Here is a 15,723-nt window from a genome sequence, read left to right on the forward strand (position 1 = left end):
CCCACCCGCTGGCCCCTTTGGGAAGGGGCCGGGCGGGGAGGGTTGAGCCTATTTCACATGTGCGTTCATGTGTTCAGGCACGGACTCTGTCATTGCTGCGGGTTGCCACCGTTCAAGGCGACGGGCGAAAAGGAAGCGGGATTCTACGGGCTTGGAAGCTTTTGCCCAAGGGGCACGGGTATGCGACGAGACGCCGCAGTCCAAGGGCGACATGAACGTGTCTTGGGCAGACATCTTGGCGCCGCTGTGCAGCCCCGGCCATCTCACGGACTGCTGCATAATGCTGAACCCACCCCAAGGAAGGCCCATCATGTTCGCGTCGCTGTTCGCAGTCCTGGCCCCGGTCTTCATCGTCGCCGGCATCGGCTTTGCCTGGGCCCGCAAGGGCCTGGACTACCCCACCGATTTCATTGCCCGGGTCGTGATGACTGTCGGTACCCCGTCGCTGGTGCTGTCCACCCTGAGTCGCACCGAGCTGAACCCTGACGCCTTCACCAGCATGGCCTTGGCTTGCCTGCTGTGCACCCTGGGCATGGCCTTGGTCGCCTTGCTGGTGTGTCGTGCTTCGGGCATGCATTGGCGGGTACTGCTGCCGGCGTTCATGTTTCCTAATACGGGCAATATGGGCCTGCCGATCAGCTTGTATGCCTTCGGTGAGCACGGCCTGGCACTGGCCGTGGCGTTTTTCCTGACCTTGTCGATCGTGCAGTTCACCATCGGCATGGCCATCTCTGGCACAGCGGCTTCGCTCAAGGCGCTGCTGCGCAACCCTATTGTCATCAGCCTGGCCGGCGCCATGCCCATCATCTTTCTCGATTTCGAGCTACCGCGCTGGCTGGCAAACACTGCAGATTTGCTCGGCGGCATGACCATTCCGCTGATGTTGCTGACCCTGGGGGTGTCGCTGGCCAGCATTCGCCTGCGTCACGTGGGCAGCGGCCTGTTGCTGGGCGGCTTGCGCATTGGCCTGGGGGCTGCGATGGGCTGGGCAGTGGGGGCGGCGCTAGGCATGGACAACCTTGAGCACGCGGTACTGGTGGTACAGTCGGCGATGCCGGTTGCTGTGTTCAACTACCTGATGGCGGTGCGGGCCAATCGTGAGCCGGAGCAGGTGGCGAACCTGGTGATGTGTTCGACGGTGCTTTCGTTTGTCTGGTTGCCGGTGGTGCTGGCCTGGTGGATGTAAGCCTGTTCTGGCCTCTTCGCGGGGCAAGCCCGCTCACACAGGTCCAGCGCAGCCTTTGAAAGCTGTGCAGTCTCTGTGGGAGCGGGCTTGCCCCGCGAAGAGGCCGGCCGCGAACACATCAATCCTGGCTACGGGTATCGATACTGACCACTACCGACATCCCCGGCCGCAGGTGCCTGGCTTCCGGCTGGTCGGCATCCACGGTAATGCGCACCGGAATACGCTGGGCAATCTTGACGAAGTTGCCGGTGGCATTGTCCGCTTGCAGCAAGGCGAACTCCGAGCCGGTTGCTGGCGAGACCTGCTGTACATGCCCCTGTAGCTTCAGGTGGTTGAGCGCATCCACGGTGAAGCTCACCGGTTGGCCGATGCGTACATTGGCCATCTGGGTTTCCTTCATGTTGGCAATCACCCACAGGGTGTCGGGTACCAGGGCCATCAACTGCGCGCCGGAATTCACATAAGCCCCCAGGCGCGTGCCGATCTGCCCCAGCTGGCCGTCGCGCGGGGCGGTGACCCGGGTGTTGTCGAGGTCGATGCGCGCCAGCTCCACCGCCGCCTTGGCATTCTCTACCGAAGCTTGTAACGCGGCCCGGTTGACCACCACCGTTTCCCGGTCTTGGCGAGCGATTTCCAGCGCCGCCTTGGCCTGGGCCAGGCTGGCGACGGCAGCGGCTTCGCTGGCACGGGCCAGGTCCAGGTCACGGCGCGACACAGAGCCGTCATTGACCAGCGCCTGGTTGCGGCCAAGGTCGGCTTTGGCCTTGGCTGCCTGGGCCGCCGCATCGCCGATGGCCGCCTGACGCTGGGCGATGGTGGCTTCGGCGCTGTTACGCTGCTGCAGGTTGTTGGCCAGGGCCGCCTGCTGTTGCTGCAGTTGGGCGATGGCCTGGGCCAGGCGCTGCGTGTAGATGCGGTCGTCCAGTTGCACCAGCAAGTCACCGGTCTTGACGAACTGAAAGTCGTGCACCGGCACGTCGACGATGTAACCACTGAGCTGCGGGCCAATGATGGTCACCTGGCCGCGCACCAAGGCATTTTCGGTACTTTCGATGGCGCTGCCGAACGGCGGCAGGCGCCAGGCATACAGCACCAGCAGGATGCCGGCCAAGGCCACGCAGGCGAAGCTGATCGTCGACAGGATGCGCACCCGCCGCGAACGCGTCGGGCTGGTGGGCTCGCTGGGCGGTGTGGTGCCTTCCGGGGTTTCGGCGATGGCGTTGGTGGTCGTGGTGCGGGTGTCGTCGGTCATCGGGTGGGCGCGCCGGGGGTGGAGTCGGTGGAAGTGGTCTGGCGCCTTGCGTACCAGAGCCAGGTGCTGCGGATGCAGATCCAGACCATGGTCAGGATAGCGATGCTGCCGATCAGCACGAACACATCGTTATAGGCCATGACATTCGCCTCGCGGGTGGCGGCATTGGCCAGCACACGCATGCCAGCTTCGTTGCGCATGGCCGGGTCGGCGAGCAAGCCGCCGTAGCCGGCGCCACCGCTTTGAACGCGGCTGGTCACCAACGGTTCAAGGTAGCTGAGGCGGTCCATCAGGTGGCTTGAATGAAACTTTTCGCGCCAGGTCTGGAAGGTGCCCAGCAGTGCCGCGCCAATCAGGCCGCCGAGGTTGTTGCAGATGCCAAACAGCACCGAAAAGCTCACCAGATTGCGCGGGTTGGCGCGCACATGGCTGATGCCCAGTGCCATCGAAGGGCCGAGGAAAAAGGTGCTGCCGAACGCCAGCAGGAACTGGCTGAAGTACATTTGTGCCGGGCGGGTGAGGTTGCTGGAGCTGCTGTCCATGAACGCGCCTGTGGCCATGGCCAGTAGCGAGACGAACAGCGGGATCACCAAGTGGTTGGGGTTGATGGTCAGGGCACTGCTGGCCAGGCCAGCCACCGCACCCAGCAGCATGATCCAGTACAGCGTGCGCATCTGCTCGCTGCCCATGTTGAGCACCTGCAGGAAACCGACCGCACCGGTGGACTGTTCGGACGTGACCATGCGGATCAGTACCACACACAGGGCCAGGCGAATGATTGCACCGCTGCCCAGCCAGTGGGTCATCAGCAACGGGTTGCGGCGGTTGTGCTCGATGGCCAGGCCTGTGAAGATCAGCGCGATCGATGCCGCCAGTGCCACGCCGATCCACGGCGCCTCCAGCCACCAGTCTATGCGCCCCAGCGACAGCGCCGCGCAGAGCAGGGCGGTGCCGCTGGCCATCAGTGTAAAGGTGAGAAAATCCAGTGGTTCGAACGTCTTGAAGCGGTCACCGGGCGGCAGCTTGAGCATCAGTACGCACCCCAGCGCAGTCAGCGCCAGGCCCAGTTCGAACAGGTACAGGCCACGCCATTCGGCGATCTGCAGCAAGTCTTCGGAAAAAATCCGCGCCAGCGGCAGCGCCAGCTGCGAGGCGCCCAGGCCCAGTACCATGGCCTTCAGCCGCCATTTGGCGGGGAACGCCTGAATCATGTAGTACAGCCCCAGCGAGCTGAGCGCTGCGCCGACCATGCCGTGGGCCGCACGCACGGCAATGGCCGAGTTGAGATCGTTGACCAGCAGGTGGGCGAAAGTGACCAAGGCATACAGCACCAGGAACACTTCGGTGAACGCGCGCAGGCCGAACTGCTGGCGGAATTTCACCAACAGCAGGTTCATGGACACGTTGGTCATGACGTAGGCGGCCGGTAGCCAGGCCATTTCTGCCGTGGTCGCACCCAGGGCGCCCTGCAGGAACACCAGGTTGGCGGTGACCAGCGCGTTGCCCAGGCCACCGGTAATTGCCACCAGCAGGCCAACCACGCCGTAGGCCAGGCGCTTGGCTGGCGAATGCAGAGGCGTGGAGGGCGAGCCCGGCAGGCTGGGTTTTTCGTGGGGGAGCCACTGGCGAGGGGCGTATTTGTCCATGGGACAGACTGTACTTGAGCGGCGGTTGGTGCTGCTAGGTGCATCCTTTGGTTTTTGTGATGGCGATGCGCAGGTGCTACAAGGCTTTGGCCAAGAACGCCGCTGTGCGGCTGTCGGCACACGCGGCCACAACCTTGGGCGGCCCGCTGACCACTACTTTGCCCCCGGCGTCTCCGGCCCCTGGCCCGATGTCGATCACCCAGTCGCTCTGCGCCACCACGCGCATGTCATGTTCGACCACCACCACGCTGTGCCCGGCTTCGACCAGGCGGTTCAACTGCACCAGCAGCCGGTCGATGTCTTGCGGGTGCAAGCCATTGGTGGGCTCATCCAGCACGTACAGGGTTGCCCCACGGGCCGTGCGCTGCAGTTCGGTGGCCAGCTTGATGCGCTGCGCTTCGCCACCGGACAGTTCGGTGGCCGGTTGGCCCAGGCGCAGGTAGCCCAAGCCGATATCCTGAAGCACTTGCAAGCACCGGCGCGCCGGGGGCTGTTCGGCAAATACCTGCAGGGCCTGGTCGACCGTCAGTTGCAGCACTTGGGCGATGTTCATGCCTTGCCAGCTCACCGCCAGGGTTTCGGGGTTGTAGCGGGCGCCATGACAGGTGGGGCAAGGTGCGTAGACACTGGGCATGAACAGCAGCTCGACGCTGACGAAACCTTCGCCCTCGCAGTTGGCGCAACGGCCCTTGGCAACATTGAAGGAAAAGCGCCCGGCGTCGAAGCCCTTGGCCTTGGCCTGGTCTGTGGCTGCGAACAGCTTGCGCACATGGTCGAACAGGCCCGTGTAGGTAGCCAGGTTGGAGCGTGGCGTGCGGCCGATCGGTTTCTGGTCGACCTGCACCAGGCGCTTGATGCTGCCAAGGCCCGCACTCACATGGCCGCTGCTGGCCAGTTCAGGTGCGTCTTCCAGGCTTTGCTCTTCGGCTTCGCTGCGCTGCTCGGCATGGCCCAGGTGCGCGCCCACCAGTTCCAGCAGGGCCTGGCTGACCAGGCTGGACTTGCCCGAGCCGGAGATACCGGTGACGGCGGTAAAGCAGCCAAGCGGAAATGCCGCGCTGAGGTTATTCAGGTTGTTGCGGGTGATGCCTTCAAGCTTCAGCCAGTCGCGGGCCGGTCGGGGTTCACGCATGGTGTGGGTCGGGGCACTGAACAGGTAGGCGCGCGTGCGTGACGGCTCGATCTCGGCCAGGCCTGCGGGTGGCCCGCTGTAGAGGATGGTGCCGCCATGCTCGCCGGCAGCTGGCCCGACATCCACCAGCCAGTCGGCGCGGCGCATGGTGTCCAGGTCGTGCTCCACCACATACACCGAGTTGCCCGCGTGCTTCAGGCGCTGAAGGGCTTCGAACAGCGCTTCGCTGTCGGCAGGGTGCAAGCCGGCCGAAGGCTCGTCGAGTACGTAGATCACGCCGAACAGCTGCGAATTCAGCTGGGTGGCCAGGCGCAGGCGTTGCAGTTCACCAGAAGACAGGGTCGGGGTGCTGCGCTCCAGGGCCAGGTAGCCGAGGCCAAGGTCGAGCAGGGTATCGATGCGTTCGAGCAACTCGTTTGCGATGCGTTGGGCTGCCAGGCGCTTTTCCAGGGTCAGCTCGTCTTGCTGGTGTGTCAGGTAGCCCGCTGCTGCCACCTTGCGAAATACCTCGGCCAGCGCTTGCAATGACAGGTGCGACAGCTCGGCGATATCCAGCCCGGCAAAGGTCACGCCCAGCGCTTCGCGTTTCAGGCGTTTGCCCTGGCACAGCGGGCAGGGGCTGGGGCGCATGAATTGAGCCACGCGCTTGCGCATCTGTGCGCTTTGCGAGTGCATGAAGGTATGCAGCACGTACCGTCGGGCGCCCATGAACGTGCCCTGGTAGCTGGGCTCCTGTTTGCGCTTTAGCGCTTCACGGGTTTGCGCCGGGGTCAGGCCGGCATAAACGGGGGCGGTGGGCGTGTCCTCGGTGAACAGGATCCAGTCGCGCTGCGCCTGCGGCAGGTCGCGCCAGGGAATGTCAACGTCATAACCCAACGTCACCAGGATGTCGCGCTGGTTCTGGCCTTGCCAGGCCATGGGCCACGCCGCCACCGCACGCTCGCGGATGGTCAGCGACGGGTCGGGGACCATGGTTGCTTCGGTCACCTCGTAGACCCGGCCCAAGCCATGGCACTCTGGGCAGGCGCCCTGGGGCGTATTCGGCGAAAAGTCCTCGGCGTACAGCATCGCTTGCCCGTCCGGGTAGTGGCCGGCGCGTGAGTACAGCATACGGATCGAGCTGGACAAGGTGGTTACGCTGCCCACCGAGGAACGTGCACTTGGCGTGCCGCGTTGCTGCTGCAGGGCTACCGCCGGCGGCAGGCCGTCGATGGCATCGACGTCGGGCACGCCAACCTGATCGATAAGGCGCCGGGCATAGGGCGCCACCGACTCGAAGTAGCGGCGCTGGGCTTCGGCATAAAGCGTGGAAAAGGCCAGCGAGGACTTGCCCGAGCCGGAGACGCCAGTGAATACCACCAAGGCATCGCGTGGAACATCCACATCGATGTTCTTCAGGTTGTGCTCGCGGGCACCGCGTACGCGGACGAAGCCGCTGGGGGAGGTTGGGCGTGAAGGCATGACGCAGTCCTTGGCTGTGGCTGAGCAGTGAGCCCCAAGGTAACAGCAATTTCGACCCTTTCGGTTCCACGGTGTGAAACCAGATTCGATTGTGCTTCATCCCGCCTCGCGCTTATCTGTCAGCCAAGCACGACCTGCCTTAGCCGTCGTGACCTCAAGGCAAACAACAAGAACGGGAAACCACCCGCGCGAGGAGACTCTACATGTCCCGACATCAGCACATCCTGGCCTGGCTTGACGACGTGGCCAGCGACCTGCACACGATCCGTCACGATATCCACGCCCACCCGGAACTGGGTTTTGAAGAGAGCCGCACCTCGGCGCTGGTCGCCCGTCTGCTGGCGCAGTGGGGCTATGAAGTGCACACCGGCATCGGCAAGACCGGTGTGGTCGGTGTGCTGCGCAATGGCAGCAGCCCACGCCGGCTGGGCTTGCGCGCCGACATGGACGCGCTGCCCATACACGAAGCAACGGGCGCGGCCTACAGCAGCCAGCACCAAGGTTGCATGCACGCCTGTGGCCATGACGGGCACACCACCATGCTGCTGGGGGCGGCGCGCTACCTGGCGGCAACCCGGCAGTTCGACGGCACGCTGACGCTGATCTTCCAGCCGGCCGAGGAGGGCCAGGGCGGTGCCGAGGCGATGCTGGCGGACGGCCTGCTGGAACGCTTCCCCTGCGATGCGCTGTTCGGCATGCACAACATGCCCGGGCTGCCGGCCGGGCATCTTGGTTTTCGCGAGGGGCCGATGATGGCCTCGCAAGACCTGCTCACGGTGACCCTCGACGGGGTGGGCGGCCATGGCTCGATGCCGCACCTGACCGTAGACCCGCTGGTGGCAGCGGCCAGTGTGGTAATGGCGCTGCAAACCGTGGTGGCGCGCAACATCGATGCGCAGGAGGCTGCGGTGGTCACCGTCGGTGCCTTGCAGGCCGGCGAAGCGGCCAACGTGATTCCCCAACAGGCGCTGCTACGCCTTAGCCTGCGTGCGCTGAACGCCGAGGTGCGGGCGCAGACCCTGGAGCGGGTGCGGGCGATCATCGTCAGTCAGGCCGAAAGCTTTGGCTGCCGTGCCAGCATCGAACACCGCCCGGCCTACCCGGTGCTGGTCAACCATGCCGCAGAAAATGCCTTTGCCACGCAGGTGGGGGTGGAGTTGCTCGGTGCCAAGGCGGTGGATGGCAACACCCGCAAGCTCATGGGCAGCGAGGACTTCGCCTGGATGCTGCAGCGCTGCCCAGGTGCCTACCTGTTCATCGGCAATGGTGTATCGCGGCCGATGGTGCACAACCCGGCCTACGACTTCAACGACGAGATCCTGCTGACCGGTGCCGCCTACTGGGGCGCGCTGGCAGAGCGATGGCTCGCGCCCGCCTGACTGCCTTTTGACGACTGCCGCTGGAACCCGGGCGCGATCGCGCCTGGGCGATCACCCAATCATTGTGTGGAGTGTTTCCTATGCAGACTTCGAGCACTGGCGTGTCGCGTACCCGGCAAGTGGTGGCCGCCGTTATCGGCAACGCCCTGGAGTGGTACGACTTTATCGTGTACGGCTTTCTGGCCAGCATCATTGCCCGGCAGTTTTTCCCGTCCGACGACGAGTACGCCTCGCTGCTGATGGCCCTGGCCACCTTTGGCGTGGGCTTTTTCATGCGCCCGGTGGGCGGCGTGTTGCTGGGCATGTATTCCGATCGCAAGGGCCGCAAGGCGGCCATGCAGATGATCATCCGCCTGATGACCGTGTCGATTGCCATGATCGCCTTTGCCCCCGACTACCTGGCCATCGGCATGGCCGCGCCGCTGCTGATCGTGGTGGCGCGCATGCTGCAAGGGTTTGCCACCGGTGGCGAGTACGCCAGTGCCACGGCGTTCCTGGTGGAAAGCGCGCCGGCCCACCGCAAGGGCCTGTATGGCTCGTGGCAATTGGTAGGGCAGTGCCTGGCGGTGTTTTCCGGGGCGGCGATGGTGGCCCTGGTGACGCACTGGTGTTCGCCTGAGGCGCTGGACAGCTGGGGCTGGCGGATCCCGTTCGTGCTCGGCCTGCTGATCGGCCCGGTGGGGCTGTGGATTCGCAAGCATATGGAAGAGCCCGAGGAGTTCGTCGAGGCGCGCCGCCAGGCCAAGGGCCAGTCGCCCAGCCTGTGGCAAGTACTGCGTGAGCATCGGCGCAGCCTGCTGGTATCGATGGGCCTGGCCTGTGGCGCTACGGTGTCGTTCTACGTGGTGCTGGTGAACATGCCGACCTTCGCCCACAAGAACCTCGGGCTGCCACTGGACCAGGTGCTTTTGGTGCAGATGCTGGCCGTGGGGCTGATGACCGTGGTCATTCCGCTGTCCGGCGCGTTGTCTGACCGCCTGGGGCGCCGCCCGGTGCTGATGGTCTTTACCCTGGCGTTCTTCATAATGGTCTACCCGCTGTATGTGTGGGTGGCTGCCGCGCCATCCGTGGAGCGGCTGCTGGTGATGCAGCTGCTGTTGTGCACCGCCATCGGCGGCTTCTTTGGCCCGGCGCCGACCGCCCTGGCCGAGCAGTTCCCGGTCGAGGTGCGCTCCACCGGGGTATCGGTGGCCTATAACGTGGCGGTGATGGTGTTCGGTGGCTTTGCCCCGTTGATCGTCACCTGGCTTACCAAGGTACTCGGTACCCCGGTCGCACCGTCGTTCTACGTGCTGTTCGCCTGCCTGCTGACGCTGTTGGGTACCTATTGCCTGAAAGAAGCACCCCGGGCAGGCAAGCCCGCCACTTTCAACCTTGGAGTAAAACCGTGAAGCCGTTAGCCATCGACCCCATCGTCGCCCTCGATGCCGAAGCCTTGTCCCAGGCCATCCATGCCCGCCAGGTATCGTGCCGGGAGGTGATGCAGGCTTATCTCGCGCACATCGAGCGCTGCAACCCGCAGGTTAACGCACTGGTGTCGCTGCGCCCGGCCGAGGCAGTGTTGGCGGAGGCCGATGAACGTGACCGCGAGCTGAAGCGGGGCCATTCCCGCGGCTGGATGCACGGCATGCCACAAGCGATCAAGGACCTGGCTGCCACTGCCGGGCTGCGCACCACCCTGGGTTCGCCCTTATTCGCCGAACAGATACCTGAGCATGACGCCATCAGTGTGGCGCGGGTGCGGGCGAGCGGGGCGCTGATCGTTGGCAAAAGCAACGTGCCAGAGTTCGGTCTCGGTTCGCAAACCTATAACACCCTGTTCGGTACCACCACCAATGCCTACGACCCGCAGCGGGTGGCCGGCGGCAGCAGTGGCGGGGCGGCAGCGGCGCTGGCCATGCGCCTGCTGCCGGTGGCTGACGGCAGCGACATGATGGGCTCGCTGCGCAACCCGGCGGCGTTCAACAATGTGTTCGGCCTGCGTCCTTCGCAGGGCCGTGTGCCCCATGGTCCGGCACCCGAACTGTTCGTGCAGCAGCTGGCTACCGAAGGGCCGATGGGGCGCAGCGTGGTGGATGTGGCGCGGCTGTTGTCGACCCAGGCAGGCGTTGATGCACGGGTGCCGCTGTCGCTGAGCGAGGGCCGCCGCGATTTCGCTGCAGGGCTGCAGCGCGATTTTCGGGGTGTGCGGGTTGGCTGGCTGGGTGACTACAACGGCTACCTGCCGATGGATGACGGGGTGATGGGCCTGTGTGAAGCAGCCTTGGCCGATTTCGCCGAACTGGGTTGCCGGGTGGAGGCTTGCCAACCGGCATTCGACCCGGCGCGCTTGTGGCAATGCTGGCTCACCCACCGCCACTTCCTGGTGCACGGCAACCTTGGCGCGGCCTATGCCGACCCAGCCAGGCGCGCCTTGCTCAAGCCCGAAGCACAGTGGGAGGTAGAGGGCGCCTTGCAACTGAGCGCGGCCTCGCTGTACCAGGCGTCGCTGGACCGCAGTGACTGGTACCGCGCCTTGGCACACCTGTTCGAACGTTACGACTACCTGCTGTTGCCGTCCGCCCAGGTGTTCCCTTTCGATGCAAAACTGGCGTGGCCGACGGCCGTTGGGGGCCGGGCGATGGACACCTACCATCGCTGGATGGAGGTGGTGATCGGGCCGACCCTGGCCGGTTTACCCAGCATCAGCGTACCGGTCGGTTTCAACAGCGACGGTTTGCCCATGGGCCTGCAAATCATAGGCCCGGCCCAGGCCGACCATGCGGTGTTGCAACTGGCGTACGCCCATGAACAGCTGACCCGGTGGGTTGAGCGGCGCCCGCCACCGTGCCTGCTGGCCTGATGAAAGCACTGGGCAGGCGCGGTTCTTGCTGGCTATGCTGACCATCCAGCTACAGGGAGGTCATACCCATGGGCATTACGGCAGACAGTGGCGGTGTGCGTTCGGTGGAGCGCGCATTGGCCATTGTCGACCTGCTGGGCGAGCATCAGGCACTGGGCCTGGAAGAATTGCATTACCTCACCGGCCTGCCCAAGGCCACGGCCTCGCGCATGCTCGCCACCTTGCAGGAGCAGGGCTGGGTCTACCGTGGCCTCAGCGACCGGCGTTATCGCCTGTGCGCACGGCGGCTGTTCGGTGACCGGCAGATGCGCTTCAAGCGGCGGCTGGTGGAAAGTGCTGCACCGCTGCTGCTGGACCTGAGCGAGCGCACCGGGCTGGTGGTGGACCTGTCGTGTTTCGACGGCGAGCGGCTGGAGGTGATGGAAAGCGCCATCCCTCAGGTATTGCGCAAGCGGTACCCGCATACCTGCCAGATCGTCGGGCACCATGCCAGCCTGTTTCACTCGGCGATGGGGCGGGCGTGCCTGGGTGAGCTGGCGGTCGATGAAGTGCAACGCCTGGCGGCCCATGAGCGCCTGCGCGATGACACGGTGCTGCGCAACATCGAAGAAGACGCGCACAAGGGCTTTGGTCAGCGCACCGAAGGGTACTGGGAGTACCCGGTGCGTTTGCCGTTCCTGATCCGCGCCATTGCGCTGCCGGTGCACGCCGAAGGGCGCCTGGCCGGGAGCATTGCCTTGCACTGGCCGCTGGATCAGGCACCGGTGGAACGAGTAATGAATTTGCACCTGAGCAGCCTGGCGACCACGGTAGACGATGTGCAGCGGGCCTTGGCGGGCTAGTGCTGACCTGTGCTGCGAAGAGGCCAGTGCAGGCCACAGCAAAAGCCGGCAGATGTCACTGGCCCTCCCGAAACCCGCTAGGGCTCACCCCCGCATGCTTGCGAAAGAACCGGCTGAAATACCCTACATCGGCAAACCCCAGCTCATGGGCGATCTCTTTCACGCTCAGGCTTGAATGCCCCAGCATGCGCTTGGCTTCCAGTACCAGCCGGGCATTGATCACGTTCATGGGCGTCATGCCCAGGTGCTCCTGACACAACCGCCCCAGTGTCGCCAAGGTCATGCCGAGCTCGGCAGCGTAGTCCGCCAGTGGCCAGTGCGCGCGGTAGTGCATGTCCACCAATTCACGCAAAGCGGTCAGCTGCTGGCTGCGCCTTGACACTGGGCGCTGCCCACCCTCGGGCATGTGCGGTTCATGGCGCAGCACCTGGATCAGCAGCGTCAGCAGCAGGGCCATGCTGCTGGCCACATGCTCACGGGCGCGGTTGTGGTACTCCTCGCGCAAGGCCATGCACAGCGGCAGCAACGGGTCTTCGTCGACTGCCCACGAAGGCAGTGCGATCACCTGGGGTTTGCGCACCTGCGCCAGCAGGTTGGGTGCCAGCACCTGGGCAATGCTTTCCAGTGGGTGCTGGGCGGCGGTGATCACCAGGCCCTCGACCTGGCCGGCCCAATGAAAACCATGCACCACTTGCGCCGGTACATACACCACGCAGGGTGCCTGCACCTGGAGCCGGTCACTGTCGAACAGCACCTCACCGCCGCCGCTCTGCAGGTACAGCAGTTGCAGCAAGCCTTCATGACGGTGCGCGGCAATTTCCCAGTTATGTGCGCCAGAACGTTGGGAGATCTGTTCCACATGCAGGGCTTCGTGCCACACCGGTCGGGCGGTTTCACCATACAGGGCGTAGTTGGGGATCTTGTTCATGTTGTTGTAATTGTTCTGTTCGGTACCTGGTTACTGTGCCACAGCTGCCTGCAGGCTTCAGGCGGCAGGACGAATTTTGTCGGGAATGTGGGGCTGGTTGCAGGTTTTGTCCATTCTGCCGGTGTGCCTGCCGGCCCTAGGCTGTGGCCCAGATGAAGCGACACTCTGGAGAGCAGCATGCACAACAACAAGATCCCCTCTCAATGGCTGGGCCTGGATTCGGCCGTATGCGTGGTAACCGGTGCCGCCGGTGGTATTGGCGCGGCGCTGGCCGGCGCCCTGGTCGCACAGCAGGCCCATGTGGTGCTGCTGGACCGTGACCTGGACAAATGCCGTGAACTGGCCGCCACCTTGGGCGAACACAGTGTCGGAGAGTTCAGCGCCTTGGGCTGCGACATCGCCGACCCGGCCAGCGTGGAGCAGGCCGCAGCCCAGGTTCAGGCGCTGCACGGGCGCTGCGATGTACTGGTCAACAATGCCAGCGTGCTGCGCCCCGGCGCGCTGGACGTGCTGAGCCTGGAGCAATGGAACCAGGTGCTGGCGGTCAACCTCACGGGCTACCTGGTGTGTGCCCAGGCCTTCGGCCGTTCGATGCTGGCCCGTGGCCGAGGCCGTATGGTGCACGTGGCCTCGATCGCCGCGCATTACCCGCAACCCAATAGCGGTGCCTACAGTGCGGCCAAGGCCGGGGTCAGCATGCTGTCGCGCCAGATTGCCGTGGAATGGGGGCCACGAGGTGTGCGCAGCAACGCAGTCTGCCCAGGGTTGATCCGCACTCCCTTGTCTGCCGCGTTTTATGCCGACCCGCAAATCGAATGCCAGCGCAGCGCCATGACGGCCAACCAGCGTATTGGTGAACCACAGGATATCGCCGACGCTGTGCTGTTCCTGGCCAGCCAGCGCGCCGACTACATCAATGGTGCAGAGCTGACCGTGGATGGGGGGCTCGAGAGCATGCCCATGGCGCTGATCCCGCGGCCAGGCTTTGAGGGGGTACGCGCATGACCACACGTAACTGCGATGTGCTGGTGGTCGGGGCGGGTGCGGGTGGCCTGGCAACTGCCATTACTGCAAAGAAGCAGGGCCTTGACGTGATCGTCATCGAAAAGGACGACTGCTTTGGCGGTACCACGGCGTTTTCCGGCGGTGTGTTGTGGGTGCCTGGCAACCGGCACGCTGGCAACGACAGCCCCGAGGCGGCCATGACCTACCTGCGCAACGAAACCGGGGCCTGCTTTGACGCGGCCGGGGTCGAGGCGTTCTTGCGCTACGGGCCGCAGATGGTGGACTTTTTCGAGCGGGAAACCGCCGTGAAGTTCGTGCCCACGCTGTACCCCGACTATCACCCACAAGTCGAAGGGGGCGTCGATGTGGGCCGTTCGATACTGGCCGCACCTTACGACATCCGTGGCCTGGGGCCGGACATGGCACGCCTGCGCCCGCCGCTGAAGACCATCACCTTCATCGGCATGATGTTCAACTCGTCGAATGCCGACCTCAAGCACTTCTTCAACGTCACCCGCTCGTTGACCTCGTTCGTGTACGTGGCCAGGCGCCTGCTCACCCACCTGAAGGAGCTGGCCCTGTATCGCCGCGGTACCCAGGTGACCAGCGGCAATGCCTTGGCGGCGCGCCTGGTGCGCTCGGCGCTGGACCTTGGCATCCCGATTCTCACCGGCACCCCGGCGCGGCAGCTGCTGCGCGACGGTGGGCGGGTGGTGGGGGTACTGGCCGGGCAAGGCGACAGCGAACTGCGTATTCAGGCACGCCGCGGGGTGGTGCTGGCCTGTGGCGGGTTCTCCCATGACTTGCAGCGGTTGCGCCAGGCCTACCCGCATGTGCGCCGTGGTGGTGAGCATTTTTCCCCGGTGCCAGCGGGTAATACCGGCGATGGTGCCCGCATGGCGGAGGCGTTGGGTGCCAAGGTCGATATACGCCTGCAAGCGCCAGCTGCCTGGATGCCGGTGTCGAAGGTGCCGGTGGGTGGCGGGCGATACATCGCCTTTCCGCATCTGCTGGACCGCTACAAGCCGGGCGTGATCGGTGTATTGCGCTCGGGCCGGCGTTTCACCAACGAGTCCAACTCCTACCACGACGTGGGCGCAGCGCTGATCGAAGCCTGCGCCGGCCAGGCAGAAACCGCCATGTGGCTGGTGTGCGACCGCCGTACGCTGGCCAAGTACGGCCTGGGCTTTGCCAAACCTGCACCAATGCCACTGGGGCCATTGCTGCGTAACGGTTACCTGCTCAAGGGCAAGACCTTGGCCGAGCTGGCAGGCAAGGCCGGCATCGATGCGCAAGGGCTGGAGCGGACCGTGCGCGATTACAACCTAGGCGCAGTGCAGGGCGAGGACCGCCAATACGGCCGCGGCAGTAGCAGCTTCAACCGCTACCTGGCCGACCCTCAGCAACAGCCCAATCCGTGCGTGGCGCCGGTGGGCGAGGGGCCTTACTTTGCCGTGAAGGTCATCATGGGCGATCTGGGCACCTTCGACGGGCTGCGCACCAGCGTGGTCGGCGAAGTGCTGGCCGCCGACGGGCAAGCCATCGAAGGGCTGTATGCGGTGGGTAATGACCGCGCCAGCATCATGGGCGGCAACTACCCCGGTGCCGGCATTACCTTGGGGCCGATCATGACCTTTGGCTACATCACCGGGCGCCACCTGGCAGGTGTCGAGCAGGGGCTGGCGGCAGCGAGCAAAGCGCGGGAGGTAGCGTGATGGACAAGGCTGTGGTCGATCACCGCATCTACACCATTCGCCCGCGCTGCATGGCGGCCTTTATCGAAGCCTTCGACCAGTTGGCGATGCCGATCTTGCTGCGCCACCTCGGCGCACCGCTGGCGTTCTACACCAGCAGCATCGGGCCGCTGAACCAGGTGGTGCACCTGTGGGGTTATGACAGCCTCGATGACTTTGAAAAGCGCAGCGCGGCGCGGGATGCCGACCCGGATTTTGCCGCTTATCTGCATGCCACCCGTGACCTGGTGGTGGCGCAGGAAACCCGGATCCTAAGGCCTGTGTATCTGCGCAGCCTCGACAGGCAGTGATGTTGC

Annotated in this window: 12 protein-coding genes; 8 read left to right on the top strand and 4 right to left on the bottom strand. The window is 64.8% G+C overall.

Annotation, left to right across the window (positions count from 1 at the left end; all coding sequences use genetic code 11):
* Positions 1-310 precede the first annotated feature (310 nt).
* Positions 311-1,186 carry an AEC family transporter gene (locus AC07XM_RS23125; protein WP_070086555.1) on the top strand — a complete coding sequence of 292 codons (876 nt, stop codon included), beginning with the start codon at positions 311-313 and terminating at the stop codon, positions 1,184-1,186.
* 118 nt (positions 1,187-1,304) lie between these two features.
* Here AC07XM_RS23125 and AC07XM_RS23130 read toward each other — a convergent pair whose 3' ends face one another.
* The 3 genes from AC07XM_RS23130 to AC07XM_RS23140 form a co-directional block, all read right to left on the bottom strand.
* Positions 1,305-2,438, bottom strand: coding sequence for an HlyD family secretion protein (locus AC07XM_RS23130; RefSeq protein ID WP_102688828.1), 1,134 nt, complete (start codon positions 2,436-2,438; stop codon positions 1,305-1,307).
* Positions 2,435-4,084 carry an MFS transporter gene (locus AC07XM_RS23135; protein WP_102688829.1) on the bottom strand — a complete coding sequence of 550 codons (1,650 nt, stop codon included), beginning with the start codon at positions 4,082-4,084 and terminating at the stop codon, positions 2,435-2,437. Before AC07XM_RS23135 ends, AC07XM_RS23130 begins: the two co-directional genes overlap by 4 nt.
* 76 nt (positions 4,085-4,160) lie before the next feature.
* Positions 4,161-6,677 carry an excinuclease ABC subunit UvrA gene (locus AC07XM_RS23140; protein ID WP_102688830.1) on the bottom strand — a complete coding sequence of 839 codons (2,517 nt, stop codon included), beginning with the start codon at positions 6,675-6,677 and terminating at the stop codon, positions 4,161-4,163.
* Between the two features lie 203 nt (positions 6,678-6,880).
* Here AC07XM_RS23140 and AC07XM_RS23145 point away from each other — a divergent pair, with 203 nt between their 5' ends.
* The 4 genes from AC07XM_RS23145 (at position 6,881) to AC07XM_RS23160 (ending at position 11,740) form a co-directional block, all read left to right on the top strand.
* Entirely contained in the window at positions 6,881-8,056 is a 1,176-nt protein-coding gene (locus AC07XM_RS23145) for a M20 aminoacylase family protein (RefSeq protein ID WP_102688831.1), read from the top strand.
* Between the two features lie 80 nt (positions 8,057-8,136).
* Positions 8,137-9,447, top strand: coding sequence for a citrate-proton symporter (locus tag AC07XM_RS23150; protein ID WP_102688832.1), 1,311 nt, complete (start codon positions 8,137-8,139; stop codon positions 9,445-9,447).
* Positions 9,444-10,898, top strand: coding sequence for an amidase (locus tag AC07XM_RS23155; protein WP_102688833.1), 1,455 nt, complete (start codon positions 9,444-9,446; stop codon positions 10,896-10,898). The genes AC07XM_RS23150 and AC07XM_RS23155 overlap by 4 nt, the downstream gene beginning before the upstream one ends.
* A gap of 68 nt (positions 10,899-10,966) precedes the next feature.
* Entirely contained in the window at positions 10,967-11,740 is a 774-nt protein-coding gene (locus tag AC07XM_RS23160) for an IclR family transcriptional regulator (protein ID WP_016487284.1), read from the top strand.
* 55 nt (positions 11,741-11,795) lie between these two features.
* Here the strand turns inward: AC07XM_RS23160 and AC07XM_RS23165 are convergent, their stop codons facing one another.
* Positions 11,796-12,668 (bottom strand): helix-turn-helix domain-containing protein, encoded by an 873-nt coding sequence (locus AC07XM_RS23165; protein WP_096426112.1) that lies wholly within the window; start codon positions 12,666-12,668, stop codon positions 11,796-11,798.
* Positions 12,669-12,845: 177 nt separating this feature from the next.
* Here AC07XM_RS23165 and AC07XM_RS23170 point away from each other — a divergent pair, with 177 nt between their 5' ends.
* The 3 genes from AC07XM_RS23170 to AC07XM_RS23180 are packed head-to-tail and all read left to right on the top strand — an operon-like array spanning position 12,846 to position 15,717.
* Positions 12,846-13,673 carry an SDR family NAD(P)-dependent oxidoreductase gene (locus tag AC07XM_RS23170; RefSeq protein WP_102688834.1) on the top strand — a complete coding sequence of 276 codons (828 nt, stop codon included), beginning with the start codon at positions 12,846-12,848 and terminating at the stop codon, positions 13,671-13,673.
* A complete protein-coding gene (locus AC07XM_RS23175; RefSeq protein WP_102688835.1) occupies positions 13,670-15,388 on the top strand; it encodes an FAD-dependent oxidoreductase in 1,719 nt (572 codons plus the stop codon). The genes AC07XM_RS23170 and AC07XM_RS23175 overlap by 4 nt, the downstream gene beginning before the upstream one ends.
* Complete coding sequence (locus tag AC07XM_RS23180) at positions 15,388-15,717, top strand: NIPSNAP family protein (protein ID WP_016487280.1); 330 nt, start codon at positions 15,388-15,390, stop codon at positions 15,715-15,717. Before AC07XM_RS23175 ends, AC07XM_RS23180 begins: the two co-directional genes overlap by 1 nt.
* Positions 15,718-15,723 lie beyond the last annotated feature (6 nt).

Source organism: Pseudomonas sp. GW460-LB5 (genome assembly GCF_059423245.1).